General features: G+C 53.9%; 23 protein-coding genes. 17 read left to right on the top strand and 6 right to left on the bottom strand.

Features of this window, described 5'->3' with window-relative positions; all coding sequences use genetic code 11:
- Nucleotides 1-4 precede the first annotated feature (4 nt).
- From kdpB to kdpF, 3 genes are read right to left on the bottom strand one after another with little or no spacing between them, the layout of a single operon-like run.
- Entirely contained in the window at nt 5-2,053 is a 2,049-nt protein-coding gene (gene kdpB / locus HV352_RS16590) for a potassium-transporting ATPase subunit KdpB (protein WP_016152268.1), read from the bottom strand.
- A 20-nt stretch (nt 2,054-2,073) separates the two neighbouring features.
- On the bottom strand, nt 2,074-3,753 hold the full coding sequence (gene kdpA / locus HV352_RS16585; protein WP_046274707.1) for a potassium-transporting ATPase subunit KdpA: 1,680 nt from the start codon (nt 3,751-3,753) through the stop codon (nt 2,074-2,076).
- The gene (kdpF, locus tag HV352_RS16580; RefSeq protein WP_001670793.1) at nt 3,753-3,842 is read right to left on the bottom strand and encodes a K(+)-transporting ATPase subunit F; all 90 of its coding nucleotides are present in this window, start codon (nt 3,840-3,842) and stop codon (nt 3,753-3,755) included. Before kdpF ends, kdpA begins: the two co-directional genes overlap by 1 nt.
- Nucleotides 3,843-4,150: 308 nt before the next feature.
- Between kdpF and HV352_RS16575 the strand changes: the two genes are divergently transcribed.
- The 3 genes from HV352_RS16575 to HV352_RS16565 all read left to right on the top strand — a co-directional run bounded on the left by HV352_RS16575 (nt 4,151) and on the right by HV352_RS16565 (nt 7,012).
- Nucleotides 4,151-4,357: a YbfA family protein gene (locus tag HV352_RS16575; RefSeq protein ID WP_003022870.1), complete on the top strand. Its 207-nt coding sequence runs from the start codon at nt 4,151-4,153 to the stop codon at nt 4,355-4,357.
- 124 nt (nt 4,358-4,481) lie between these two features.
- Nucleotides 4,482-5,900 (top strand): deoxyribodipyrimidine photo-lyase, encoded by a 1,419-nt coding sequence (phrB, locus tag HV352_RS16570; protein ID WP_181634905.1) that lies wholly within the window; start codon nt 4,482-4,484, stop codon nt 5,898-5,900.
- Nucleotides 5,901-6,061: 161 nt separating this feature from the next.
- Nucleotides 6,062-7,012, top strand: a complete 951-nt coding sequence (locus HV352_RS16565) for an Rpn family recombination-promoting nuclease/putative transposase (RefSeq protein WP_181634904.1) — start codon at nt 6,062-6,064, stop codon at nt 7,010-7,012.
- A 49-nt stretch (nt 7,013-7,061) separates the two neighbouring features.
- Here the strand turns inward: HV352_RS16565 and dtpD are convergent, their stop codons facing one another.
- Nucleotides 7,062-8,543 (bottom strand): dipeptide permease DtpD, encoded by a 1,482-nt coding sequence (dtpD, locus tag HV352_RS16560; protein WP_016152272.1) that lies wholly within the window; start codon nt 8,541-8,543, stop codon nt 7,062-7,064.
- Nucleotides 8,544-8,832: 289 nt separating this feature from the next.
- Here dtpD and ybgI point away from each other — a divergent pair, with 289 nt between their 5' ends.
- From ybgI to nei, 8 genes are read left to right on the top strand one after another with little or no spacing between them, the layout of a single operon-like run.
- Nucleotides 8,833-9,576 (top strand): radiation resistance protein YbgI, encoded by a 744-nt coding sequence (ybgI, locus tag HV352_RS16555; RefSeq protein ID WP_016152273.1) that lies wholly within the window; start codon nt 8,833-8,835, stop codon nt 9,574-9,576.
- A gap of 15 nt (nt 9,577-9,591) precedes the next feature.
- Nucleotides 9,592-10,248 (top strand): 5-oxoprolinase subunit PxpB, encoded by a 657-nt coding sequence (pxpB, locus tag HV352_RS16550; protein WP_046274709.1) that lies wholly within the window; start codon nt 9,592-9,594, stop codon nt 10,246-10,248.
- A complete protein-coding gene (gene pxpC, locus HV352_RS16545) occupies nt 10,242-11,174 on the top strand; it encodes a 5-oxoprolinase subunit PxpC (protein WP_047359481.1) in 933 nt (310 codons plus the stop codon). Before pxpB ends, pxpC begins: the two co-directional genes overlap by 7 nt.
- Entirely contained in the window at nt 11,164-11,898 is a 735-nt protein-coding gene (gene pxpA, locus HV352_RS16540) for a 5-oxoprolinase subunit PxpA (RefSeq protein ID WP_181634903.1), read from the top strand. The genes pxpC and pxpA overlap by 11 nt, the downstream gene beginning before the upstream one ends.
- A 55-nt stretch (nt 11,899-11,953) precedes the next feature.
- On the top strand, nt 11,954-12,676 hold the full coding sequence (locus HV352_RS16535; RefSeq protein WP_181634902.1) for a DUF969 domain-containing protein: 723 nt from the start codon (nt 11,954-11,956) through the stop codon (nt 12,674-12,676).
- Nucleotides 12,673-13,668, top strand: a complete 996-nt coding sequence (locus HV352_RS16530; protein ID WP_016152277.1) for a DUF979 domain-containing protein — start codon at nt 12,673-12,675, stop codon at nt 13,666-13,668. The genes HV352_RS16535 and HV352_RS16530 overlap by 4 nt, the downstream gene beginning before the upstream one ends.
- A 9-nt stretch (nt 13,669-13,677) precedes the next feature.
- Complete coding sequence (gene pcp, locus HV352_RS16525; protein ID WP_019076289.1) at nt 13,678-14,322, top strand: pyroglutamyl-peptidase I; 645 nt, start codon at nt 13,678-13,680, stop codon at nt 14,320-14,322.
- Between the two features lie 14 nt (nt 14,323-14,336).
- Entirely contained in the window at nt 14,337-15,128 is a 792-nt protein-coding gene (nei, locus tag HV352_RS16520) for an endonuclease VIII (protein ID WP_104651689.1), read from the top strand.
- Here the strand turns inward: nei and HV352_RS16515 are convergent.
- Both HV352_RS16515 and HV352_RS16510 read right to left on the bottom strand, forming a co-directional pair.
- Nucleotides 15,125-16,171: an AbrB family transcriptional regulator gene (locus HV352_RS16515; RefSeq protein WP_016156000.1), complete on the bottom strand. Its 1,047-nt coding sequence runs from the start codon at nt 16,169-16,171 to the stop codon at nt 15,125-15,127. The two genes, nei and HV352_RS16515, sit on opposite strands and share 4 nt — an antisense overlap.
- Before the next feature lie 174 nt (nt 16,172-16,345).
- Nucleotides 16,346-17,629, bottom strand: a complete 1,284-nt coding sequence (locus HV352_RS16510; RefSeq protein WP_016152281.1) for a citrate synthase — start codon at nt 17,627-17,629, stop codon at nt 16,346-16,348.
- Between the two features lie 697 nt (nt 17,630-18,326).
- Between HV352_RS16510 and sdhC the strand changes: the two genes are divergently transcribed.
- From sdhC to odhB, 6 genes are all read left to right on the top strand, one after another.
- Nucleotides 18,327-18,731 (top strand): succinate dehydrogenase cytochrome b556 subunit, encoded by a 405-nt coding sequence (sdhC, locus tag HV352_RS16505; RefSeq protein ID WP_016152282.1) that lies wholly within the window; start codon nt 18,327-18,329, stop codon nt 18,729-18,731.
- Nucleotides 18,725-19,072, top strand: coding sequence for a succinate dehydrogenase membrane anchor subunit (sdhD, locus tag HV352_RS16500; protein ID WP_005122550.1), 348 nt, complete (start codon nt 18,725-18,727; stop codon nt 19,070-19,072). Before sdhC ends, sdhD begins: the two co-directional genes overlap by 7 nt.
- On the top strand, nt 19,072-20,838 hold the full coding sequence (gene sdhA, locus HV352_RS16495) for a succinate dehydrogenase flavoprotein subunit (protein WP_003022919.1): 1,767 nt from the start codon (nt 19,072-19,074) through the stop codon (nt 20,836-20,838). Before sdhD ends, sdhA begins: the two co-directional genes overlap by 1 nt.
- 15 nt (nt 20,839-20,853) lie before the next feature.
- Nucleotides 20,854-21,570, top strand: coding sequence for a succinate dehydrogenase iron-sulfur subunit SdhB (gene sdhB, locus HV352_RS16490; RefSeq protein WP_003022921.1), 717 nt, complete (start codon nt 20,854-20,856; stop codon nt 21,568-21,570).
- 235 nt (nt 21,571-21,805) lie between these two features.
- Entirely contained in the window at nt 21,806-24,607 is a 2,802-nt protein-coding gene (sucA, locus tag HV352_RS16485) for a 2-oxoglutarate dehydrogenase E1 component (RefSeq protein ID WP_016152283.1), read from the top strand.
- A gap of 14 nt (nt 24,608-24,621) precedes the next feature.
- Nucleotides 24,622-25,845 carry a 2-oxoglutarate dehydrogenase complex dihydrolipoyllysine-residue succinyltransferase gene (gene odhB / locus HV352_RS16480; protein WP_016156001.1) on the top strand — a complete coding sequence of 408 codons (1,224 nt, stop codon included), beginning with the start codon at nt 24,622-24,624 and terminating at the stop codon, nt 25,843-25,845.
- Nucleotides 25,846-25,891: the final 46 nt, after the last annotated feature.

The raw sequence follows: 25,891 nt of genomic DNA, 5'->3' as shown, positions 1-25,891 counted from the left end.
AACCTCACACCAGACCCAGCAGGGTCAGCAGTAAATCAATCGCTTTGATACCGATAAACGGCACAACCAAACCGCCCAGACCATAGATCCACAAATTGCGGCGCAACATCGCGGATGCGGACAAAGGTTTGTAGCTCACGCCTTTTAGCGCCAGCGGGATCAGAAAGACGATAACCAGCGCGTTAAAGATAACCGCGCTGAGGATCGCCGAGTCTGGCGAATGCAGTCCCATCACGTTCAGCGCATTGAGCTGTGGATACGTGGCGGCGAAGGCGGCCGGGATAATAGCGAAATACTTCGCGACGTCGTTGGCAATACTGAAAGTGGTCAGCGAACCGCGCGTCATCAGCATTTGTTTACCAATGTGCACTACTTCAATCAGTTTGGTGGGGTTGGAGTCGAGATCCACCATGTTACCTGCTTCTTTCGCTGCCTGGGTTCCAGAGTTCATGGCGACCGCAACGTCGGCCTGCGCCAGGGCAGGTGCGTCATTGGTTCCGTCGCCGGTCATTGCCACCAGACGACCTTCCGCTTGATACTGACGAATCAGCGCCAGCTTGGCTTCCGGCGTGGCTTCAGCTAAGAAGTCATCCACTCCGGCCTCAGCGGCGATCGCGGCGGCGGTCAGGCGGTTATCGCCGGTGATCATCACCGTTTTAATCCCCATTTTGCGCAGTTGAGCAAAACGTTCTTTGATCCCGCCTTTCACAATATCTTTCAGCGCAATCACGCCCAGTACGTGGGAGCCTTCGGCAACCACCAGCGGCGTTGCGCCAAGGCGAGCGACGCTTTCGACCTTCTGCTCCACATCGGCGGGAAAGTGGCCGCCGTTGGCTTCAACGTGCCGACGAATGGCATCGACCGACCCTTTGCGGATCATTCGGTTGTCGATGTTGATGCCGCTCATCCGGCTTTGGGCGGTAAACGGCACAAAGGTAGCGTGCAGAGATTGCACGTCGCGAATACGCAGATTAAAGCGCTGTTTTGCCAGGATCACGATGCTGCGGCCTTCCGGCGTTTCATCGGCCAGCGATGAAAGCTGTGCGGCGTCGGCCAGCGTTTTTTCGTCCACGCCGTGGGCGGGCAAAAAATCCGAAGCCTGACGGTTACCCAGCGTAATGGTGCCGGTTTTATCCAGCAGCAGTACGTCTACGTCACCTGCCGCCTCTACTGCACGTCCGCTGGTAGCGATGACATTCGCGCCCAGCATGCGGCTCATCCCGGCGACGCCAATCGCTGAGAGCAGTCCGCCTATCGTTGTAGGGATCAAGCACACAAGCAAGGCAACCAGCACCGTGATGCTGACCGCACTACCACCCCAGGCGGAAAACGGCCATAGCGTGGCGGTCGCCAGCAAAAAGATAATGGTCAAGGCAATCAGCAGGATCGTCAGGGCGATTTCATTGGGCGTTTTACGCCGCTGCGCGCCTTCAACCATGGCGATCATCCGATCGAGGAACGTTTCACCGGGGTTTACGCTGCATTCGATAACCAGCCAGTCGGAGAGGATGCGGGTCCCGCCGGTGACGGAGGCGAAATCGCCACCGGATTCACGAATCACAGGCGCGGATTCACCGGTAATGGCACTTTCATCTACTGATGCGCCACCTTCAATGACCTCGCCGTCACACGGGATAATATCGCCAGCTTCCACCAGCACGATATCCCCTTTCCGTAAATCATCGGCAGGAACGTGATCCATTGCCGCGCCGTATTTGGGTTCGCGAAGTTTGCGGGCGAAGGCGGTTTTTTTGACTCCCTTTAGGCTATTAGCCTGAGCTTTGCTGCGACCTTCTGCCAGCGCCTCAGCGAAGTTGGCGAACAGAACGGTAATCCACAGCCACAGACTTATCGCGCCGGTAAACCACGGGCTGCCCTGCATATGACCTGTTGCCATCGCCACCGTTAACAGGGTTGTTAACAAACTGCCCAGCCAGACGATAAACATCACCGGGTTACGCCACTGGGTATGTGGGCTTAATTTTTTCACGGCGTCCATCAGCGCCTGTGCGACCAGAGAGGGTTCGAACAGCGCCAGTTGCTTGCGACTCATAGTAATGTGCTCCGCATCACTCAGTGTAATGACAGGTATTCTGCGACCGGGCCAAGCGCCAGGGCAGGAACAAAGGTGAGAGCGCCAACCAGTAACACCGTACCGATTAACAACCCGACAAACAGTGCGCCGTGGGTAGGTAGCGTGCCTGGGCTTGCTGGCTGGATCTTTTTACTGACCAGCGACCCGGCAATAGCCATCACGGGGATGATCACGCCGAAGCGACCGAAGAACATGCACAGGGCCAACAGGCAGTTCCAGAACGGGCTATTGGCGCTTAATCCGGCAAAGGCGCTACCGTTGTTGTTCGAGGCAGACGATACGGCATACAGGACTTCACTAAAGCCGTGAGGACCTGGATTAAGCATGGCGCTGCGCCCGGCATCGCTCATCATGGCGATCGCTGTACCGAGCAGGACCAGCGTAGGGGTGACCAGAATCGCCAGCGCGGTCATTTTCATTTCGCGCACGTCGATTTTCTTACCCAGATACTCCGGCGTACGGCCAATCATTAACCCGGCGATAAATACCGCCAGCAGCACGAACAGCAGCATGCCGTACAGACCTGAACCCACACCGCCGAAGACCACTTCACCAATCTGCATCAGCCACATAGGTACCATGCCGCCCAGTGCGGTAAAGGAGTCATGCATCGCATCGACAGCCCCGCAGGATGCTGCTGTGGTGACGACGGAAAAGAGACTCGTGGCCAGCACACCAAAGCGGCTCTCCTTGCCCTCCATGTTGATATTGCTGTCGGCACCGAATGCCATCAGGTGCGGGTTGCCCTGAACTTCGGCCCACATCACGACGGCAACGCAGACCGCAAAAATCAGTGACATGGCCCACAGTAAGGTCCGCCCCTGACGACGATCGCCCACTACATCACCAAAGGCAAAACACAGCGCGGTGGGAATTAAGAAAATAGCCAGCATCTGTACCAGATTGGTCAGTGCGGTTGGGTTTTCAAACGGATGCGATGAGTTAGCGTTAAAGAATCCCCCTCCGTTAGTGCCGAGCATCTTAATCGCTTCCTGTGAGGCGACTGGCCCCATTGGCAGCAGCTGTTTCACCCCTTCAAGGGTGGTGATGGGCTGATAAGGCAATATGTTTTGCAACGTACCTTGCTGAATGAAGAACAGGGCAATGAGCAACGCAATAGGGACGAGGATCCACAGCGTAATGCGAACCAGATCGACCCAGGCGTTGCCCAGCGTGTTCATACTCTGGCGTGTGAAAGCGCGGGTCAGGGCAAAAATCACCGCAATTCCGGTCGCCGCAGACAGGAAATTCTGCACGGTCAACCCGGCCATCTGGCTGAAATAGCTTAAGGTGGTTTCGCCAGCATAGGATTGCCAGTTGGTATTAGTGACAAAACTCACCGCCGTGTTGAGCGCCAGATCCCACGAAAGCCCTGGCAGTTGCTGGGGATTTAGCGGCAGCAGGTTTTGCGCCATTAGCATCGAAAACAGGACCAGCAGGCCCAGCGCATTGAGAGCGAGGATAGCCAGCAGATACTGCCGCCAGTTCATCTCTTGCTGCGAGATGCCCAGACCGCGCCAGAGTAAATGCTCCGCGCCAACCAGGCCCGGCAGGGGCGTATTGTTGATCAGTCGAGCCAGCCCAAATCCCAACGGTCTGGCGATGACAAATAGCACCAGCAAGAAACTGGCAATGAGTAAAAATCCTTGGGCTGCCATCAGAACGCCTCCGCATTGATCAGGGCATAGACCAGGTAACCTAATAATAAAAAGACCAGCACAATGCCGGTTATCACGCCTGCACTCACAGTGCACCTCCAGTGGCATAAATGTGATAACCAGAGCGTAGGTTTTTGCTTGCAAAGATTTCGCAAAAATCAGCGGGTGGGGTGTAAAAAAAGTATAAAAATGGCAAAAACCATTATTTAACTAATGGTTAGTATTAATTTAACTTTTATGTAACTTAATTACGGTTTTAAGCTAAACGGAGCATCAATAGATAAAAATAAGTGGTCGGATGAGTAGCAAAATTACACACAAGGCGGTATTATTTTCATCAGTTAACCAAGTTTATTTTTCCGGTGCTATTCACCGAACAGATATATGGGAGAGGATTATGGACTTTTATAAAGAATATCCAGCACACATTGTTTTCTTGCGCCGTACCTTTGCCGTAGTGGCGGGCGTGCTGGCGCTACCGGTCATGCTGTTCTGGAAAGACCGCGCTCGTTTTTACAGCTACCTGCACCGCGTCTGGTCTAAAACCAGTGATAAACCGGTGTGGATGGAGCAGGCTGAAAAAGCCACCTGCGATTTCTACTAAGTTATCGTTCTTGCTCAAGAAAACCGCTCACAGTAATGTGGCGGTTTTTTTTATGCGCCGACGTCTACACTTATCGGTGTAATAGATAACGAGTGGCAATGATTAATTTATATCCGGGAGTATTATGACCACCCATCTGGTCTGGTTTCGACGTGATTTACGTCTGCATGACAACCTCGCGCTGGCGGCGGCTTGTTGGGATCGTACTGCGCAGGTCATCGCGCTATATATCTCTACTCCTGAGCAGTGGAAGGCGCACGAAATGGCCCCACGTCAGGCGGCATTTGTGAGTGCGCAGTTGAATGCGTTGCAGGCGGCGCTGGCGGAAAAAGGCATCCCGCTTCTGTTTGATGAAGTTGCAGATTTTGCGACCAGCGTGGAAACCGTCAAAAACGTCTGCGCACAGCATAGCGTCAGCCGATTGTTTTATAACTATCAATACGAAATAAACGAACGTCAGCGTGATGTTGCCGTTGAGAAGGCATTACCCCATGTGGTGTGTGAAGGGTTTGACGACAGCGTGATCTTGCCTCCGGGGGCGGTCATGACCGGCAATCACGAAATGTATAAAGTCTTTACACCGTTTAAAAATGCCTGGCTGAAGCGGATTAAAGAGGGTGTTCCAGAATGCGTTAGCGCGCCGAAGGTGAGAGAAAGCGGCGCTCTTGACGCTCCGTTAACATCAATAACGCTGAGCTATCCGCAGCAAGATTTTGATGCGCAGCGGTTTGTGGCAGAAGAAAAACTGGCTATCGCGCAATTACGCCAGTTTTGCCAGCAGGCCGCGAGAGAATATGAGCAACGGCGTGATTTCCCCGCGGTTGACGGTACCAGTCGATTATCCGCGAGCCTGGCGACAGGGGGATTGTCGCCGCGCCAGTGCCTGAATCGACTGCTCGCGGAGCAGCCGCAGGCGCTTGAAGGAGGGGAAGGCAGCGTCTGGCTGAACGAACTTATCTGGCGTGAATTTTATCGTCATCTGATGACTTACCATCCGGTGCTGTGTCGGCATCAACCGTTTATCCGTTGGACCGATCGCGTGCAATGGCAGAATAATCCGGCACATTTGCATGCCTGGCAAACAGGGAACACGGGATACCCGATTGTGGATGCGGCGATGCGTCAGCTCAACGCCACGGGCTGGATGCATAATCGATTACGCATGATTACGGCCAGCTTTTTAGTGAAAGATCTGCTGATCGACTGGCGTAAAGGCGAGCAATATTTTATGTCGCAACTGATCGATGGCGATCTGGCGGCCAATAACGGCGGCTGGCAGTGGGCGGCCTCAACCGGGACCGATGCCGCACCGTATTTCCGTATCTTTAACCCCACGACTCAGGGCGAAAAATTTGACCGCGACGGCGAGTTCATCCGCCAGTGGCTGCCGGAACTGCGCGTTGTGCCGGGTAAAGCCATTCATGATCCGTGGACATGGGCTGAAAAAGCGCAGGTTACGCTTAACTATCCTCGTCCGATTGTCGATCATAAACAGGCAAGACTGGCGACGCTGGCGGCCTATGAGGCGGCGCGCAAGGGATAAGTATGTGACGGATTTCTGCGTAATGCCTTCCAGCAGAATGAACATGTTGCAGTCGGGAGCTATTAGCGCTGAAACGTGCTCTCAGTACCGTGAATACCCTGCTGCATAAGTTTTCCCTCAGCAGTAAATTTCCGTCATCTTCATTCAGATGACGGAAATTAATGACAACGCCAACGACATCCACACCGCACGATGCGGTGTTTAAAACGTTTTTACATCATCCCGAAACTGCGCGGGATTTTCTCGACATTCACCTGCCAGCTGAACTGCGGACACTTTGCGATTTGAATTCGCTGAAGCTGGAGTCAGAAAGCTTTATTGAAGCGGATTTACGTTCGCGCTACTCCGACGTGCTCTGGTCTTTGCACACTCGCGACGGCGACGGTTATGTCTATGTGGTTTTAGAGCATCAAAGTTCAGCCGAGCCGCATATGGCTTTTCGTCTGTTGCGTTATGCGATGGCGGCGATGCAGCGCCATCTGGACGCAGGGCATAAGGAACTGCCGCTGGTGATACCGATGCTGTTTTATCATGGCTGCCGAAGCCCTTATCCGTACTCGTTGTGCTGGCTGGATGCCTTTGCCGACTCCGTGGTGGCAAGACAACTTTATTCCAGCGCATTTCCGTTGGTGGACATAACGGTGGTACCCGATGATGAGATCATGGCTCACAGGCGAATGGCGCTGCTGGAATTAATACAAAAACATATCCGTCGGCGGGATTTGATGGGGCTGGTAGAGCAACTGACCACGCTGCTACTTACTGGATGCGCTAATGACACGCAATTACAAGCGATGTTTAATTACATTCTACAATCTGGCGATGAATCTCGCTTTAATGAGTTTATGCAAGAGATGGCACAACGGATCCCCCAACACAAGGAGAGGCTGATGACTATTGCAGAGCGGTTACGGTTAGATGGATTACAGGAAGGTCTACAACAAGGACTACAACAAGGACTACAACAAGGACTACAACAAGGCAAAGAAGAAGGAAAACAAGAAGCGGCATTACGTATAGCGCAAACCATGTTGGAACAGGGAATAGAACGCGAAATGGTAAAACTGGTGACCGGTGTTTCAGAAGCAGATTTGGCTGTAAACCATGCATAATCTCCAGAAAAACAGGCCCGAATCTTATTACATCATCGGGCCTGTAAACTCAGGACTCTACCGCCAGCGGACGATTTCTGAACTTCAGCGACTGGTACAGCCAAATCAGCAGCACCAGCACCACACAGGCCAGCGCGCCCCAGGTTATTTCGCTAAAGACATCAATATATGCATTGATGGAATAGTTGATAGCGCCCGCTGAGTCAAACGAACCTTGTGAGGTCTGATCGGCGATAACGCCGGCCAGGTAGTTGGCGATGGCTCCGGAAAGCAGCATGTAAATACCCGTTAATACGCCGGTCACTCCTGGGATCTCGATACGTGTAATCTGAGACATAGCCACCGGATCGATAAACAGCTCGGCAAAGCCCATGACCGCCAGCCCCAATACCATCAGCGGCATGGAAGAGTGACCGTAAGCCGCAGACCAGCGGGCGCTCAAGGTCAGAATACAGAATCCGGCGCTCATTAAACCGAGGCCAAGGGCAAATTTACCCCAGATACGGACGGTACGATTACCGCTAACGCTTTCTTTGACCACCCAGGCCAGCACGATACCGCACAGCATAACGGCAAAGGCGTTAACCGACTGGAACATCGCGGTAGGGACGGAATATCCCAGAATATCGCGGTTAACGAAGCGGTCGATATACAGGCTAATCGAACTGCCGCCCTGTTGAGCAAAGGCCCAGAACAACAGACTGAAGAAGGTCAGCGTAACGATAAGCCCCAGCTCTTTGCGCTGTTTCTGGGTCTGCGCCTGGCGGTAAATCTTCGCCAGAACCGCCAGACCAATAACAGTAGCAACGATCAGTGCGTAAACGGACCACTCTTTCCAGAACAGAACGGTAATCAGCAGCGGTGCTGCAACCAGCAGAACTAATAACCAGGCCCAGTTTGGCAGCATATATTTTTTCGCACACAAGACGGCCTTGTTGACGCCGGTGGTATGGGCGAAATGGCGATTACCGCATACGAAAATCACCAGCCCCGCCAGCATGCCAATCGCCGCCAGCGCAAAGCCCATCGCCCAGCTGTACTCTTCCTGCACGTAGCCGCAGGCAATGGGCGCGATGATTGAACCAATATTACCGGCAGCGTAGAGCAGAGAGAATCCACCGTCACGGCGAGGGTCTTCAGGCTGATACAACTCGCCCAACAGGCAACTGATGTTGGATTTAAACAGACCGTAGCCACAGACAATAATCGCCAGCGACAAATAAAGGAACGCCGGGGCCATTTCGCTGGCGCCCAATACCAGATGTCCCACTGCCATTAAAAATGCGCCGATCATCACCGCCATTCGATTGCCGAGCACTTTATCGGCCAGGTATCCCCCAAGAATGGGCGTGACGTAGACCAGCGAGCAGTAGGCGCTGAACAGTTCATATGCGTGATTATCGTCGTACTTAAGCTGGTTAGTGAGATACAGGATCAGCAATGCACGCATGCCGTAAAAACTGAAGTATTCCCAAATTTGTAGCGCAACGACGTAATAAATCGCCCGTGGTTGAGATGCTTGTTTATTCATTCTTTTCTCGAAGTAAATGCCTCGCGACAGGCTGAACGTGCTGCGCGAGTGTGTTTCCTTAAAGTTTTAACTTTGATACAGATCTGATTATTTTTGCAATATGCTGTCTGATTGCATAAATATACATGAATTAGATCGCGTGGGGGTAAGCAAATTGCGTTCAAATCGGGTGTGATTGTTTCTTGATGTGTCAGTGAAATGTCTATCGACGAACGCAAGCGGGAACGCTATTTTAACCTAAGCTGTGTTGCTGATTGGGCAGGCAGAATTTATGACTACGAGGACGATGATGAAAAACACCGAACTGGAACAACTGATCAACGACAAACTGAACAGCGCCGCCATTAGCGACTATGCGCCGAATGGTTTGCAGGTTGAGGGCAAAGAGACGGTGCATAAAATCGTGACCGGCGTGACCGCAAGTCAGGCGTTACTGGACGAGGCGGTACGCCTGCAGGCGGATGCGGTCATCGTTCATCACGGTTATTTCTGGAAAGGCGAATCTCCGGTTATTCGCGGTATGAAGCGCCATCGTCTGAAGACGCTGTTGGAAAATGATATCAACCTGTATGGCTGGCACCTGCCGCTGGATGCTCACCCGGAACTGGGTAATAACGCGCAGCTGGCAGCGCTGTTGGGGATCACCGTCATGGGTGAAATCGAGCCGCTGGTGCCATGGGGAGAACTCTCCATGCCGGTTCCGGGGCTGGAGCTGGCATCGTGGATTGAAGCGCGTTTAGGCCGTAAACCGTTATGGTGCGGTGATACCGGGCCGGAAAAAGTTCAGCGCGTCGCCTGGTGTACAGGGGGCGGTCAGAGTTTCATTGATAGCGCAGCCCGGTTTGGTGTCGATGCCTTTATCACCGGTGAGGTTTCAGAGCAAACCATTCACTCAGCCCGCGAGCAGGGGTTGCATTTTTATGCTGCTGGTCACCATGCGACCGAACGCGGCGGCATTCGCGCATTGAGCGAATGGCTGAATGAAAATACCGATCTGGACGTAACCTTTATCGATATTCCTAATCCAGCGTAATAAAGAGGGACGAAAGTGCAGCGAGCGCGTTGTTATCTGTTAGGTGAAAGTGCGGTGGTTCTTGAGCTGGAACCTCCCATTACGCTGGCGACTCAGAAACGCATCTGGCGTCTGGCCCAGCGTCTGGTTGATGCCCCGAATGTGCTGGAAGCTATTCCGGGAATGAACAATATCACGGTTACCCTGCGCGACCCGAAAACGCTGGCGCTGGATGCGATTGAACGCCTACAGCGCTGGTGGGAAGAGAGTGAGGCGCTGGAGCCGGACTCGCGCTTTATTGAAATTCCCGTGACCTATGGCGGTGAGTTCGGCCCCGATCTGGCAGAGGTCGCCCGGCACAGTGGATTAAGCGACAAGCAGGTCGTCGAACTTCATGCGTCGGTTGATTATGTGGTGTGGTTTATCGGTTTTCAGCCGGGATTTCCCTATCTCGGGAGCTTACCTGAACCGCTCCATACTCCGAGGCGTGCGGAACCGCGTCTGCTTGTTCCGGCAGGTTCTGTGGGTATTGGCGGATCCCAAACGGGGGTCTATCCGCTTTCCACGCCAGGTGGATGGCAATTGATTGGCCGTACCTCCGTTGCGTTATTTGATCCAAAACGGCAGGAGCCGATTCTGTTACGGGCTGGCGATACCGTGCGTTTTGTCCCGCAGAAGGAGGGGATATGTTAAACATCATTCGCGCTGGCATGTACACCTCAGTACAGGACGGGGGACGCCATAGTTTTCGTCAATCCGGAATCAGTCACTGTGGCGCGCTGGATAAACCGGCGCTGAACGTTGCTAACCTGCTGGTGGGTAATGATGCGAATGCCGCTGCGCTGGAAATCACACTGGGGCAGTTGGTGGTGGAATTTGAAACCGATGGCTGGTTTGCCCTGACCGGTGCGGGATGTGAAGCGCACCTGGATCGTACTCCCGTATGGAGCGGATGGCGGCTGCCGGTGAAAGCCGGGCAACGTCTGACGCTAAAACGTCCACATCACGGCATGCGCAGCTATCTGGCGGTAGCGGGCGGTTTTGATGTACCCGAAGTAATGGGCTCGCGCAGTACCGATCTCAAAGTCGGAATTGGCGGGCTGGAAGGGCGTCTGCTGCGTGATGGCGATCGGCTGGCAATTGGCGCATCGACCCGGCAATTCAGCGGGCCGCAGGGCGTAAAACAGCTGATGTGGGGCAACCACATTCGTGCGCTCCCCGGGCCTGAATACCAGGAGTTTGACGAAGTATCGCAGGCTTCTTTCTGGCGCTCCCCGTGGCAACTGAGTCCGCAAAGCAACCGTATGGGGTATCGCTTGCAGGGGCAGTCGCTGACGCGCACGACCGATCGCGAGTTATTGTCGCATGGTTTGCTCCCTGGCGTAGTGCAGGTTCCGCATAATGGTCAGCCCATCGTGCTGATGAACGATGCTCAGACGACGGGCGGCTATCCGCGTATCGCCTGTATCATCGAAGCGGATATGTATCATCTGGCGCAGATCCCGCTCGGCCAGCCGATTCATTTTGTGCAGTGTTCGCTGGAGGAAGCGCTTAAGGCGCGCCACGATCGGCAGCGTTATCTGGAACAGTTAACATGGCGACTTAACAATGAAAATTGATCTCAACGCAGACCTCGGTGAGGAATGCCCTAACGATGCAGCGCTGCTGCAACTGGTGTCATCAGCCAACATCGCCTGTGGGTTTCACGCCGGTGATGCGCAGACGATGCTTTTAAGCGTGCGCGAAGCGCTAAAAAATGGCGTAGCGATAGGCGCGCATCCGAGTTTTCCGGATCGGGAAAATTTTGGCCGTAGCGCCATGACCCTGCCTGTGGAAACGGTGTATGCGCAGACGCTGTATCAAATTGGTGCGCTGGCTGCCATCACGGGTGCGCAGGGCGGCGTAATGCGTCATGTTAAACCGCACGGTATGCTTTATAACCAGGCGGCGAAAGATCCTCAGTTGGCGGATGCTATTGCTCAAGCGGTGTATGCCTGCGATCCGTCGCTGGTTCTGGTAGGGCTGGCGGGAAGCGAACTGATTCGTGCGGGTGAACGCTATGGTCTGGTAACACGTCAGGAGGTTTTTGCCGATCGGGGTTATCAGGCGGATGGCAGTCTGGTGCCGCGCAGCCAGCCGGGCGCATTGATTGAGGATGAAGAGCAGGCGCTGGCGCAAACGCTAGAAATGGTGCAATCCGGCAGAGTAAAAAGCCAGAGTGGAACGTGGGCGAGCGTGACAGCCCAGACGGTATGCATTCACGGGGATGGTGAGCACGCACTCGCTTTTGCCCGTCGCTTGCGAGCCGCATTCAATGCATGCAACATTCAAATTAGCGCATAAATTTATTCATACAAAACAATAATATATTACACAACAACATATACAGGACTGAATTATGGGAGAGGTAATTTCTCTCTGGCCATTGACGGGGATCGCCGTCATCGTGGTCGGATTTCTTTTACGTTTTAACCCGGTATTGGTGGTCATTATTGCCGGGATCGTCACGGGGCTGGCGGCGCATATGCCGATCGCCACTATCCTTGAGAAGCTGGGTGAAGGTTTTCTTAACACCCGCAACCTGCCATTTATCCTGCTGATCCCGCTGGCGGTTATTGGCCTGCTGGAACGCCACGGACTCAAAGAGCGTGCTCAGGCGTGGATTGCAAAAATCCGCAGCGCCACCAGTGGCCGTCTGCTTATTGTCTATCTGTTCATTCGCGAAGCGACCGCTGCGTTAGGGCTGACCAGTCTGGGGGGGCATCCGCAGATGGTGCGTCCGCTGCTGGCGCCGATGGCGGAAGGAGCCGCAGAGAAAAATCACGGCGAGATACCTGGGGCGATACGCTATCGTCTACGCGCCATGTCAGCTGCGACCGATAACGTCGGACTGTTCTTCGGTGAAGATATCTTTGTTGCCTTCGGCGCCATCATTTTTATGCACAACTTTATGCTGGAGTCTGGTGGGATCCAGACCGAACCGCTGCATATTGCCTTGTGGGGGATCCCTACGGCAATTTGTGCATTCCTGATCCACGGTACGCGTCTGTGGCGTCTGGATAGCTATTTGCAACGTGAGGTGGCGAAAGCGAATGCCGCAGCGAAAGGGGAAGCGAAATGAATTTTCAACAAAGCTATCTCTACTGGCTGGCGGGAGCGGTATTACTGATTGTGGCGCTGATGTCCTGGCAGGACAAAGCGAACCCGCGTCGCTTCACCACCGGCCTGTTTTGGGGCATATACGGCGTACTGTTTCTGCTTGGCGACTGGACATATTCGCTGTTTGGCGACAAACGCACGGTGCATATTGCCGTTGGCGTTGCGGTGGTCGTGCTGGCCCTGATCGCCGGTTTTGGCGGCGTGAAGCTGGGAAGCTACCATCAACGAACGCAGCAACAGCGCGAAGAAAGCGCCAGTCGTCTGGGTAACCGCCTGTTTTTCCCGGCGCTGGCAATTCCGGTGGTAACGGTTATTGGCGTGCTGATGTTCAACCATATTCCGGGCTTACAGGATGCGCTGTTTGGGCCGGGTAATCACGCCACGCTGGTGACGCTCTTTTCTATGACCGCAGGCTCGTTGATTGGTCTGGCGATGGCGATAAAAATGACCCATGAGCGGGTTCATCAACCGATTCAGGAGGCGCGCCGTCTGCTGGACTCCATCGGCTGGGCGTTCATCCTGCCGCAGATTTTGGCCACGCTCGGGCTGTTGTTTACGGCAGCGGGCGTAGGCAGCGGTATTTCCTGGCTGACGCAAGAATACCTGGCGGTGGATAGCCGCTTTATCGCAGTGGCGGTGTACACCCTCGGCATGGCATTGCTGACGATGGTCATGGGCAATGCGTTTGCCGCTTTCCCGATCGTGACCGCTGGAATTGGTATTCCGATCCTCGTGCTGCAGCACGGCGGCAATCCGGCAGTAATGGCGGCAATTGGTATGTTCTCTGGCTATTGCGGGACGTTAATGACGCCGATGGCGGCAAACTTTAACATTGTTCCTGCAGCGCTGCTGGAGCTGCCGGATAAAAACGCGGTGATTAAAGCGCAGGTGCCAACCGGCATACTGCTGTTGCTGGTCAACGTGTTCCTGATGTATTTCCTGATGTTCTTGTAAGGTGACAGGATGAAAACAGTACTCATCACGGGATTTGAACCCTTTGGCGGCGAGTCAGTTAACCCTTCCTGGGAAGTGGTCTCGGGCCTCGACAATGCTATCATCGGCGGATGCCGCGTCGTTGCCCGCCAACTGCCGTGCGTCTTTGGCGAATCTCTTGCCGTACTCAATGGTGCGATTGACGCGCTGTCGCCATCACTGGTGCTGGCGGTGGGGCAGGCGGGTGGGCGCGCGGATGTCACCGTGGAGCGCGTGGCGATCAACGTTGACGATGCGCGTATTGCGGATAATCAGGGTCAACAGCCGGTAGATGTGCCGATTGTGGCCGATGGTCCGGCGGCGTGGTTTAGTTCGTTGCCGATCAAAGCGATGGTTGTTGCCATGCGCAACGCGGGAATTCCGGCTTCGGTTTCCCAGACCGCGGGCACTTTCGTGTGTAACCACGTGATGTATGGCCTGCTGCATAAACTACGTGACGTTCCGGCGGTGAAGGGAGGATTTATTCATATCCCTTATTTGCCGCAACAGGCTGCACAGCACCCCGGGGCACCAAGTATGGCAGCGGACACGGTGCGCCGGGCGCTGGAAGTTGCGATTGCCACCGCGTTGCAGGTGGAGAGTGATATCGCAGTGACGGGCGGTGCAACACATTAAAAAAGGACAGTCTTATGCCTGAAGGCCCGGAGATCCGCCGCGCGGCGGATAACCTGGAGGCGGCAGTCAAAGGCAAACCCCTGACCGATGTCTGGTTTGCCTTTGAGCAGCTAAAACCGTATCAATCTCAACTGATTGGGCAGAGTGTTACCCAGCTTGAAACGCGGGGTAAAGCATTGCTGACCCATTTTTCTAATGGATTGACGCTGTACAGCCACAATCAGCTCTATGGCGTGTGGCGAGTAGTGGATACCGGAAAAATACCGCAGACTTCGCGGGTTCTGCGTGTCAGGTTGCAAACACACGACAAAACTATTCTGCTCTATAGCGCCTCTGATATCGACATGCTGACGCCGGAACAGCTCGCTACCCACCCGTTCCTGCAACGGGTTGGGCCGGACGTCCTGGATTTACGTTTAACGCCCGATGACGTGAAAGCGCGTCTGTTATCCCCGCGTTTTCGCAATCGCCAGTTTTCTGGCCTGCTGTTGGACCAGACTTTTCTGGCGGGATTAGGTAACTACCTGCGAGTAGAGATTCTCTGGCAGGTAGGGCTGACCGGGCAGCATAAAGCGTCGATGCTCGGAGATGAGCAGTTGGATGCGCTGGCGCATGCGCTGCTTGATATTCCTCGTTTGTCCTATAACACCCGCGGGCTGGTGGATGAGAATAAACATCACGGCGCGCTGTTTCGCTTTAAGGTCTTTCACCGGGATGGTGAAGCCTGTGAGCGCTGTGGCGGAACCATCGAAAAAACGACGCTCTCTTCACGACCCTTTTACTGGTGTCCAGGATGTCAGCACTAAGCGGGATGCTTTGGCGCGTGTAGCGAAATAAACCGCGCCACCGCCGGGCCAGTCAATAAAATACTGAATAGCCGCAGGGTTTGCATCGCCATGATCAGCGCCATATCGGCGTGACTCCCCGCGGCAATCACCGCAACAGAATCCACGCCGCCTGGACTGGTCGCCAGATAGGCGGTAAGAAAATCTATCTGCATGTAATGCGCCAGTCCCCAGGCCATAGCGGCGCAGATCGCCATCAGTGAAAAAATGGACAAGAGGATTTGCGGTAAGGGGCGCAACGCCATTAAAAAGATCTGCTTGTCAAAGCCCAGGCCAATTTGCCAGCCGATGGCCATATAGGCAATCGCGAGCAACCATTCCGGTAGTTCGATCACCATCACGCCACCAGCATTCAGCAATGCGCCTGCCAACATCGGTAGCAACATGACGCCAGAGGGGATACGCAATAGACGCCCGGCCGTACCGGCAACGGCGGCCAGCGCCAGGGTACTGAACAGATTGCTGCTCAGCGGCGGAAACCAGACGATTTGCTCACTGACCGTTTGGGCCTGGTCGCCCATCATCACTCGGGTGACCAGTGCCGCCGCACCAACCACCAACAGTACGCGCAGATACTGCATAAACGCCACCAGCCGGATGTCGGCACCATATTCCTGCGCCATCGCCACCATTGCCGCCGCACCGCCAGGTGACGAGCCCCATGCACCGGTGTTTCCCGGTAGGTTACTGTAGCGAACCAGCAGCCAGCCGATTACCGCGCTGCTGATAAGGGTCGCCAGCAGGATGATAATCACCATCGGCCAGTGGGCCGTAAGGGTCGTTAAGATTGAGCCCGTCAGGTTTTGGGCAATCATGCAGCCAAGAATCGCCTGCGCGCCAAGAAATGTGCAGCGGGGAGGGTGCAGTGAGATGCCGCGCATACTGAATATGATGCCGACGATCATCGAACCGAGCAGCAGCGGTCCTGGAAGGTGTATAAACAAAAAGAACAGGGAAAGAAGGAGCGATAGCAGAAACAACAGGCTCCACTGCAAAACAGGCATCCCATGCTCCTGAGTGAAATGACGGAAATCTCAGTAAATCATAGAGAAAGCATGATGAGAATAAAATAATATGCATCAAAAAAAACAGGTCGGATTCTGGCTTCAATGCCTTGTCCGACCCGGGAGAATTAATGGCTGTAAGCCGGACAGGCGCTGGCGCCATCCGGCAGACAATTAACGCTTAATATCAGACTTAAAATCGCGCTTATCGTAGCCGGTGTACAGCTGACGCGGACGAGCGATTTTCATGCCGTCGGTGTGCATTTCGTTCCAGTGTGCAATCCAGCCCACGGTACGCGCCATGGCGAAGATAACGGTAAACATGGAGGACGGAATACCCATCGCCTTCAGGATGATGCCGGAGTAGAAATCTACGTTCGGGTAGAGTTTCTTCTCGATGAAGTACGGGTCGTTGAGCGCAATGTGTTCAAGTTCCATCGCCACTTCCAGCAGATCATCTTTGGTGCCCAGTTCTTTCAGTACTTCATGGCAGGTTTCACGCATGACGGTGGCGCGCGGGTCATAGTTTTTATAAACACGGTGACCAAAGCCCATCAGGCGGAAGGAATCATTCTTGTCTTTCGCGCGGCGAACAAATTCCGGAATGTGTTTAACAGAGCTGATTTCTTCCAGCATTTTCAGAGCAGCTTCGTTTGCGCCGCCGTGTGCTGGTCCCCACAGGGAAGCAATACCGGCCGCGATGCAGGCAAACGGGTTAGCGCCAGAAGAACCGGCGGTACGAACGGTAGAGGTTGAGGCGTTCTGTTCGTGGTCAGCGTGCAGGATCAAGATACGGTCCATTGCGCGTTCCAGAATCGGATTCACTTCGTATTTTTCGCACGGCGTGGAGAACATCATGTTCAGGAAGTTACCGGCGTAGGAGAGGTCATTACGCGGGTACACGAACGGCTGTCCGATGGAATATTTGTAGCACATCGCTGCCATGGTCGGCATTTTGGACAGCAGACGGAAGGCGGCGATTTCACGGTGACGCGGATTATTCACATCCAGCGAGTCGTGGTAGAACGCAGCCAGCGCCCCGGTAACACCACACATAACGGCCATCGGGTGAGAGTCGCGGCGGAAACCGTGGAACAGGCGGGTGATCTGTTCGTGGATCATGGTATGGCGAGTGACTGTGGTTTTGAACTCGTCGTACTCCTCCTGCGTCGGTTTTTCACCGTACAGCAGGATATAACACACTTCCAGATAGTTCGACTCGGTCGCCAACTGATCAATCGGGAAGCCGCGATGCAGCAAAATACCTTCGTCACCGTCGATGAAAGTAATTTTGGATTCGCAGGATGCGGTAGAGGTGAAACCTGGGTCAAAAGTAAACATCCCTTTTGAGCCAAGACTACGAATATCAATAACATCTTGACCGAGCGTACCTTTCAGCACATCCAGTTCAATAGCAGAGTCACCATTTAGAGTGATTTTTGCTTTAGTATCAGCCATTTACGGTCTCCTTAGCGCCTTATTGCTTAAGACTGCTGGAACTCACATTTGCCTTCGTACATCAATGAACCGTTACCAGTTTGTTATTTGGCTCGCCGCTCTGCGAAAGAGGGGATAACCTGGGTACAGAGCTATGGGCGCTTGCAGGTAAAACGGTCTTTTCATGGCGAATAAACTGCAAATCAAGAACTTAGCAATCCGAATTATTAAACCTGTCTATCACTAATAACTGTCCTGACTGTATTGGTCAATACTTCCACACTGTTACATAACTAAATGTCCGGTGAAAGAGTGACCCCATAACTTTTACGCATTATATGCTTTTTCTGGTGTCGTTTGTAACAACTTTGTTTAATGATTGTCAAATTAGATGGTTAAAAATTAAAATAATGTTGTTATCGTGACCTATGTCACTGTTCGGGATAAAACCCGACAAACTATATGTAGGTTAATTGTAATGATTTTGTGAACGTCCTATACTGCCGCCAGGTCTCCGGAATACCCTGCAATCCCGAGCCAACCAGCGTTGTAACGTGTCGTTTTAGCATCTGGAAGCAGTGTTTTATATGACGCGTAGTTATAGTAAGGACGCTGTCTGACCCGCACGCAGACCGGAGGAAGGAAATCCCGTCGTCTTTCAGGCTACAGGTGTCTTCATCTTCTGTACCCGAAGTCCAAAGGGAATAATAAGAACAGCATGTGGGCGTTATTCATGATAAGAAATGTGAAAAAACAAAGACCTGTCAATCTGGATCTACAAACGATCCGGTTCCCAATCACGGCGATAGCGTCCATTCTCCATCGCGTATCCGGAGTGATCACCTTCGTGGCGGTCGGGATTCTGTTGTGGTTATTGGGTACCAGCCTTTCCTCCCCTGAAGGTTTCCTCGCGGCGTCATCCATTATGAATAACTTCTTTGTGGAGTTAATTCTGTGGGGGATCCTGATTGCGCTGGCATATCACGCCGTAATGGGCATTCGCCATCTGTTGATGGATTTTGGCTATATCGAAGAAACCCTCGAAGCAGGGACACGTTCCGCCAAAATTTGTTTCGTTATCATTGTCGTGCTTTCACTTCTCGCAGGAGTCCTCGTATGGTAAGCAACGCCTCCGCATTAGGACGCAACGGCGTACATGACTTCATTCTGGTCCGTGCTACCGCTATCGTTCTGACGTTATACATCATCTATATGGTCGGCTTCTTCGCCACCAGCGGCGAACTGACGTTTGAAGTCTGGACCGGTTTCTTCTCATCGGCATTCACCAAAGTCTTCACCCTGCTGGCTCTTTTCTCCATCTTGATTCATGCCTGGATCGGCATGTGGCAGGTGTTGACCGACTACGTTAAACCGCTGGCCGTGCGCCTGATTCTGCAACTGGCTATCGTCGTTGCGCTGGTGGTTTACGTCATTTATGGATTTGTTGTGGTGTGGGGTGTGTAATGAAACTGCCAGTCAGAGAATTTGATGCTGTTGTGATTGGTGCCGGCGGCGCAGGTATGCGCGCGGCGCTGCAAATTTCCCAGAGCGGTCAGACCTGTGCGCTGCTCTCCAAAGTGTTCCCAACCCGTTCCCATACCGTATCTGCGCAAGGTGGCATCACCGTTGCGCTCGGTAATACCCATGAAGATAACTGGGAATGGCACATGTACGACACCGTAAAAGGGTCGGACTACATTGGTGACCAGGACGCTATTGAATATATGTGCAAAACCGGTCCGGAAGCGATTCTGGAGCTGGACCACATGGGGCTGCCGTTCTCTCGCCTCGATAATGGCACAATTTATCAACGTCCGTTTGGCGGCCAGTCGAAGAATTTCGGCGGCGAGCAGGCGGCACGTACCGCGGCAGCGGCAGACCGTACCGGCCATGCGCTGTTGCACACGCTGTATCAGCAGAACCTGAAAAACCACACCACCATCTTCTCCGAGTGGTACGCGCTGGATCTGGTGAAAAATGCCGATGGCGCGATTGTTGGTTGTACCGCGCTGTGTATCGAAACCGGTGAAGTCGTTTACTTCAAAGCCCGCGCAACCGTGCTGGCGACCGGCGGTGCTGGCCGTATTTATCAGTCCACCACCAACGCCCACATCAACACCGGTGACGGCGTCGGTATGGCTATCCGCGCTGGCGTGCCGGTGCAGGATATGGAGATGTGGCAGTTCCACCCAACCGGTATCGCTGGCGCGGGTGTTCTGGTAACAGAAGGCTGTCGTGGTGAAGGTGGCTACCTGCTGAACAAACACGGTGAGCGCTTCATGGAGCGTTATGCCCCGAATGCGAAAGACCTGGCGGGTCGTGACGTGGTGGCGCGTTCCATCATGATCGAAATCCGCGAAGGTCGCGGCTGCGACGGTCCGTGGGGGCCGCACGCCAAACTGAAACTCGACCACCTGGGTAAAGAAGTGCTGGAGTCCCGTCTGCCGGGTATTCTCGAACTGTCCCGTACCTTTGCTCACGTTGACCCGGTGAAAGAGCCGATCCCGGTTATCCCAACCTGCCACTATATGATGGGCGGTATTCCGACCAAAGTCACCGGCCAGGCGCTGACCGTGAATGAGCAGGGCGAAGATGTGGTGATCCCAGGGCTGTTTGCCGTCGGTGAAATCGCCTGCGTATCGGTTCACGGTGCTAACCGTTTGGGCGGCAACTCTCTGCTTGACCTGGTGGTATTTGGTCGTGCTGTGGGTCTGCATCTGCAGGAATCTATCGCAGAGCAGGGTGACCTGCTGGATGCAACCGAAGATGAAATCGACGCTTCTCTGGCGCGTCTGAATCGCTGGAACGGTAACCGTAACGGTGAAGACCCGGTGGCAATTCGTAAAGCGCTGCAGGAATGTATGCAGCATAACTTCTCGGTATTCCGCGAAGGCGATGCGATGGCGAAGGGTCTGGAAGAGCTGAAAGCGATTCGCGAACGCCTGAAAAATGCCCGTCTGGACGATACCTCCAGCGAGTTCAACACCCAGCGCGTTGAGTGTCTGGAGCTGGATAACCTGATGGAGACCGCGTACGCCACTGCAGTATCTGCAAACTTCCGTACCGAAAGCCGTGGCGCGCATAGCCGCTTCGACTTCCCGGAACGTGATGACGAAAACTGGCTGTGCCATTCCCTGTACCTGCCAGAGTCGGAATCCATGACGCGACGTCAAGTCAATATGGAACCGAAGCTGCGCCCGGCATTCCCGCCGAAGATTCGTACTTATTAATGCGGAGACAGGACAATGAAACTCGAGTTTTCAGTTTATCGCTATAACCCGGATGTTGACGACGCTCCGCGCATGCAGGATTACACCCTGGAGGCGGAAGAAGGGCGCGACATGATGCTGCTGGATGCGTTGATGCAGCTGAAAGAAAAAGATCCGTCGCTGTCGTTTCGTCGCTCATGCCGTGAAGGGGTTTGCGGCTCCGACGGTCTGAACATGAACGGCAAAAATGGACTGGCCTGTATCACACCTATTTCTGCGCTGAATCAGCCGGGCAAGAAAATTGTCATTCGCCCGCTGCCAGGTTTACCGGTTGTGCGCGATTTGGTGGTAGACATGGGGCAATTCTACGCACAGTATGAGAAGATTAAGCCTTACTTGTTGAATAATGGGAAAAATCCTCCGGCTCGTGAGCATTTACAAATGCCAGAGCAGCGTGAGAAGCTCGATGGGCTGTATGAATGTATTTTGTGTGCATGCTGCTCAACGTCCTGCCCATCATTCTGGTGGAACCCGGACAAGTTTATTGGCCCGGCAGGCCTGTTGGCCGCGTATCGCTTCTTAATTGATAGCCGCGATACCGAGACCGACAGCCGTCTGGAAGGTTTAAGTGACGCTTTCAGCGTATTCCGCTGTCATAGCATCATGAACTGCGTCAGCGTATGTCCTAAAGGGCTGAACCCGACGCGCGCCATCGGACATATTAAGTCGATGCTGCTCAAACGTAGTGCATAAGTAGTTGTAGTTGCCGGGGAAGAGATTCCCCGGCCGTGCAGGGAAACCTCTAAAAACTGCCACATTGATAGCAATAATCGCAGCCTGAACGATGACGATTATTAGACAGTTTTTAAAGGTTCCTTAGCGGACGCAGATGACACGACAGTCCGCAACAAGTGAACCCCGGCACGCACATCGGTGTGCGTGGTAGTATCCACGGCGAAATAAGCATACAAATGCTTAAGGGATCACGATGCAGAACAGCGCTTTGAAAGCCTGGTTGGACTCTTCTTACCTCTCTGGTTCTAACCAGAGCTGGATAGAACAGCTCTATGAAGACTTCTTAACCGACCCTGACTCGGTAGATGCTAACTGGCGTTCGACGTTCCAGCAGTTACCTGGTACCGGAGTCAAACCGGATCAACTCCACTCAAAAACACGTGATTATTTCCGTCGACAGGCGTTGATTACCCCACGTTACTCTTCTTCTATTTCCGACCCTGATGCCAATGTGAAGCAGGTTAAAGTCCTGCAGCTCATTAACGCCTATCGTTTCCGCGGTCATCAGCATGCGAATCTCGATCCGCTGGGACTGTGGCAGCAAGAAAATGTGGCCGATCTGGATCCCTCCTTCCACGATCTGACCGATGCGGATTTCCAGGAAAGCTTTAACGTGGGTTCTTTTGCCGGTGGCAAAGACACGATGAAGCTGAGCGACCTGGTTGTCGCGCTGAAACAAACCTACTGCGGCCCGATTGGCGCCGAGTATATGCACATCACCAGCACCGAAGAAAAACGCTGGCTTCAGCAGCGTATCGAGTCTGGTCGTACTGCGTTCAGTAGTGAAGAGAAGAAACGCTTCCTCAGCGAACTGACCGCCGCGGAAGGTCTGGAACGCTACCTGGGCGCGAAGTTCCCGGGTGCGAAACGCTTCTCACTGGAAGGCGGTGATGCGTTAATCCCAATGCTCAAAGAGATGATCCGCCACGCCGGTAATAGCGGTACCCGTGAAGTGGTACTGGGTATGGCGCACCGTGGTCGTCTGAACGTCCTGGTTAACGTGCTGGGTAAAAAGCCGCAGGATCTATTCGACGAATTTGCGGGCAAACATAAAGAACACCTCGGCACCGGTGACGTGAAGTACCACATGGGCTTCTCATCAGATATCGAAACCGAAGGCGGTCTGGTGCATCTGGCGCTGGCGTTTAACCCGTCGCACCTGGAAATCGTTAGCCCGGTGGTTATCGGTTCCGTACGTGCACGCTTGGATCGTCTGGACGAGCCGAGCAGCAATAAAGTGCTGCCAATCACTATTCATGGTGATGCGGCAGTAACCGGGCAAGGCGTGGTTCAGGAAACCCTGAACATGTCGAAAGCGCGTGGTTACGAAGTGGGCGGTACCGTTCGCATCGTTATCAACAACCAGGTGGGCTTCACCACCTCTAACCCGCTAGATGCACGTTCTACACCGTACTGCACCGACATCGGTAAGATGGTTCAGGCGCCGATTTTCCACGTGAACGCGGATGACCCGGAAGCGGTCGCTTTCGTAACGCGTCTGGCACTGGATTTCCGTAATACCTTTAAACGCGATGTCTTCATCGATCTGGTGTGCTACCGCCGTCACGGCCACAACGAAGCCGACGAGCCAAGCGCAACCCAGCCGTTGATGTATCAGAAAATCAAAAAGCATCCGACTCCGCGCAAAATCTACGCTGACAAGCTGGAAGCGGACAACGTCGCTACGCTGGAAGATGCGACCGAAATGGTCAATCTGTATCGTGACGCGCTGGACGCAGGCGAATGCGTGGTGAAAGAGTGGCGTCCAATGAATATGCACTCCTTCACCTGGTCGCCGTACCTCAACCACGAATGGGATGAAAACTACCCGAACAAAGTTGAGATGAAGCGTCTGCAGGAGCTGGCAAAACGCATCAGCACCGTGCCTGAAGCGGTGGAAATGCAATCGCGTGTTGCCAAAATTTACGGCGACCGTCAGGCCATGGCCGCAGGCGAGAAGCTGTTCGACTGGGGTGGCGCAGAGAATCTGGCTTACGCCACGCTGGTTGATGAAGGCATTCCGGTACGTCTGTCGGGTGAAGACTCTGGCCGTGGAACCTTCTTCCACCGTCATGCGGTTATTCATAACCAGGCGAATGGTTCAACGTACACTCCGCTGCAGCATGTGCATAACGGGCAGGGCACGTTCCGCGTATGGGACTCCGTGCTGTCTGAAGAAGCGGTGCTGGCATTCGAGTACGGTTATGCCACGGCAGAACCGCGCACCCTGACTATCTGGGAAGCGCAGTTCGGTGACTTCGCCAACGGTGCGCAGGTGGTTATCGACCAGTTCATCTCTTCCGGCGAGCAGAAATGGGGCCGTATGTGCGGTCTGGTTATGCTGCTGCCACACGGCTATGAAGGTCAGGGTCCGGAGCACTCCTCCGCGCGTCTGGAACGTTATCTGCAACTTTGCGCTGAGCAAAACATGCAGGTTTGCGTCCCGTCTACCCCGGCACAGGTTTACCACATGCTGCGTCGTCAGGCGCTGCGCGGAATGCGTCGTCCGCTGGTAGTGATGTCACCGAAGTCGCTGCTGCGTCATCCGCTGGCGGTGTCCACGCTGGACGAACTGGCAAATGGCACCTTCCTGCCAGCCATTGGCGAAGTAGATGAACTTGATCCTAAAGGCGTGAAGCGTGTCGTGATGTGTTCTGGTAAGGTTTATTACGACCTGTTGGAGCAACGCCGCAAGAACGACCAAAAAGATGTCGCCATTGTGCGTATCGAACAGCTCTATCCGTTCCCGCATAAAGCGGTGCAGGAAGCGCTGAAACCGTTTGCTCATGTACATGATTTTGTCTGGTGCCAGGAAGAGCCGCTCAACCAGGGCGCATGGTACTGCAGCCAGCATCATTTCCGTGAAGTAATTCCATTTGGGTCAGCTCTGCGTTATGCAGGTCGCCCGGCCTCTGCCTCTCCGGCAGTAGGATATATGTCCGTTCACCAGAAGCAGCAACAAGATCTGGTTAATGACGCGCTGAACGTCGATTAAATAAAGGATAAATAATGAGTAGCGTAGATATTCTTGTTCCCGACCTGCCTGAATCCGTAGCGGATGCAACGGTTGCAACCTGGCACAAAAAACCGGGCGATGCAGTACGTCGTGATGAAGTACTGGTAGAAATCGAAACTGACAAAGTGGTACTGGAAGTACCGGCATCAGCGGACGGTATTCTTGATGCGGTTCTGGAAGATGAAGGGACAACCGTCACTTCTCGCCAGATCCTCGGTCGCCTGCGTGAAGGCAACAGCTCTGGCAAAGAGACCAGCGCCAAGTCTGAAGAGAAAGATTCTACTCCGGCACAACGCCAGCAGGCGTCTCTTGCTGAACAGAACAACGATGCCCTGAGCCCGGCGATCCGTCGCCTGCTGGGTGAGCATAACCTCGAAGCCAGCGCCATCAATGGCACCGGCGTCGGTGGTCGTATCACGCGTGAAGATGTTGAAAAGCATCTGGCCAAAGCACCGGCTGCGAAAGCAGAAGCCAAAGCGCCGGCCGCCGCGCCTGCGCCACAGGCTCAGTTGGGCGCTCGTGGCGAAAAACGTGTTCCGATGACCCGCCTACGCAAACGCGTAGCTGAGCGTCTGCTGGAAGCGAAAAACTCCACCGCCATGCTGACCACGTTCAACGAAGTCAACATGAAGCCAATCATGGATCTGCGTAAGCAGTACGGTGACGCGTTCGAGAAACGTCACGGTATCCGTCTGGGCTTTATGTCTTTCTACGTGAAAGCGGTTGTTGAAGCGCTGAAACGCTATCCGGAAGTGAACGCGTCCATCGACGGCGATGACGTGGTGTACCACAACTACTTTGATGTCAGCATGGCGGTCTCCACGCCGCGTGGCCTGGTCACGCCGGTCCTGCGTGATGTGGATCTGCTGGGTATGGCTGACATCGAGAAAAATATTAAAGAGCTGGCAGTTAAAGGTCGCGACGGCAAGCTGACGGTCGACGATCTGACGGGCGGTAACTTCACCATCACTAACGGTGGCGTGTTCGGTTCCCTGATGTCTACCCCGATCATCAACCCACCGCAGAGCGCCATCCTGGGTATGCATGCCATCAAAGATCGTCCGATGGCCGTAGACGGCAAGGTTGAAATCCTGCCGATGATGTATCTGGCGCTGTCTTATGACCACCGTTTGATCGATGGTCGTGAGTCAGTAGGCTTCCTGGTAACCATTAAAGAGTTGCTGGAAGATCCGACGCGTCTGCTGCTGGACGTGTAGTAAATAAGAGTATCACCTGCCCCGTAGGTCTGGAGGCTTATCAGGC

It is taken from the genome of Citrobacter sp. RHBSTW-01044 (assembly GCF_013781945.1).
GTDB classification, from domain to species: Bacteria; Pseudomonadota; Gammaproteobacteria; order Enterobacterales; family Enterobacteriaceae; genus Citrobacter; species Citrobacter braakii.
This window is presented reverse-complemented; position numbering and strand designations above follow the sequence as displayed.

Coding starts and splice junctions, on each gene's coding strand:
- kdpB (WP_016152268.1), bottom strand. CDS start 2,053: ATGAGTCGCAAGCAACTGGCGCTGTTCGAACCCTCTCTGGTCGCACAG.
- kdpA (WP_046274707.1), bottom strand. CDS start 3,753: ATGGCAGCCCAAGGATTTTTACTCATTGCCAGTTTCTTGCTGGTGCTA.
- HV352_RS16575 (WP_003022870.1), top strand. CDS start 4,151: ATGGACTTTTATAAAGAATATCCAGCACACATTGTTTTCTTGCGCCGT.
- phrB (WP_181634905.1), top strand. CDS start 4,482: ATGACCACCCATCTGGTCTGGTTTCGACGTGATTTACGTCTGCATGAC.
- HV352_RS16565 (WP_181634904.1), top strand. CDS start 6,062: ATGACAACGCCAACGACATCCACACCGCACGATGCGGTGTTTAAAACG.
- dtpD (WP_016152272.1), bottom strand. CDS start 8,543: ATGAATAAACAAGCATCTCAACCACGGGCGATTTATTACGTCGTTGCG.
- ybgI (WP_016152273.1), top strand. CDS start 8,833: ATGAAAAACACCGAACTGGAACAACTGATCAACGACAAACTGAACAGC.
- pxpC (WP_047359481.1), top strand. CDS start 10,242: ATGTTAAACATCATTCGCGCTGGCATGTACACCTCAGTACAGGACGGG.
- pxpA (WP_181634903.1), top strand. CDS start 11,164: ATGAAAATTGATCTCAACGCAGACCTCGGTGAGGAATGCCCTAACGAT.
- HV352_RS16535 (WP_181634902.1), top strand. CDS start 11,954: ATGGGAGAGGTAATTTCTCTCTGGCCATTGACGGGGATCGCCGTCATC.
- HV352_RS16530 (WP_016152277.1), top strand. CDS start 12,673: ATGAATTTTCAACAAAGCTATCTCTACTGGCTGGCGGGAGCGGTATTA.
- pcp (WP_019076289.1), top strand. CDS start 13,678: ATGAAAACAGTACTCATCACGGGATTTGAACCCTTTGGCGGCGAGTCA.
- nei (WP_104651689.1), top strand. CDS start 14,337: ATGCCTGAAGGCCCGGAGATCCGCCGCGCGGCGGATAACCTGGAGGCG.
- HV352_RS16515 (WP_016156000.1), bottom strand. CDS start 16,171: ATGCCTGTTTTGCAGTGGAGCCTGTTGTTTCTGCTATCGCTCCTTCTT.
- HV352_RS16510 (WP_016152281.1), bottom strand. CDS start 17,629: ATGGCTGATACTAAAGCAAAAATCACTCTAAATGGTGACTCTGCTATT.
- sdhC (WP_016152282.1), top strand. CDS start 18,327: ATGTGGGCGTTATTCATGATAAGAAATGTGAAAAAACAAAGACCTGTC.
- sdhD (WP_005122550.1), top strand. CDS start 18,725: ATGGTAAGCAACGCCTCCGCATTAGGACGCAACGGCGTACATGACTTC.
- sdhA (WP_003022919.1), top strand. CDS start 19,072: ATGAAACTGCCAGTCAGAGAATTTGATGCTGTTGTGATTGGTGCCGGC.
- sdhB (WP_003022921.1), top strand. CDS start 20,854: ATGAAACTCGAGTTTTCAGTTTATCGCTATAACCCGGATGTTGACGAC.
- sucA (WP_016152283.1), top strand. CDS start 21,806: ATGCAGAACAGCGCTTTGAAAGCCTGGTTGGACTCTTCTTACCTCTCT.
- odhB (WP_016156001.1), top strand. CDS start 24,622: ATGAGTAGCGTAGATATTCTTGTTCCCGACCTGCCTGAATCCGTAGCG.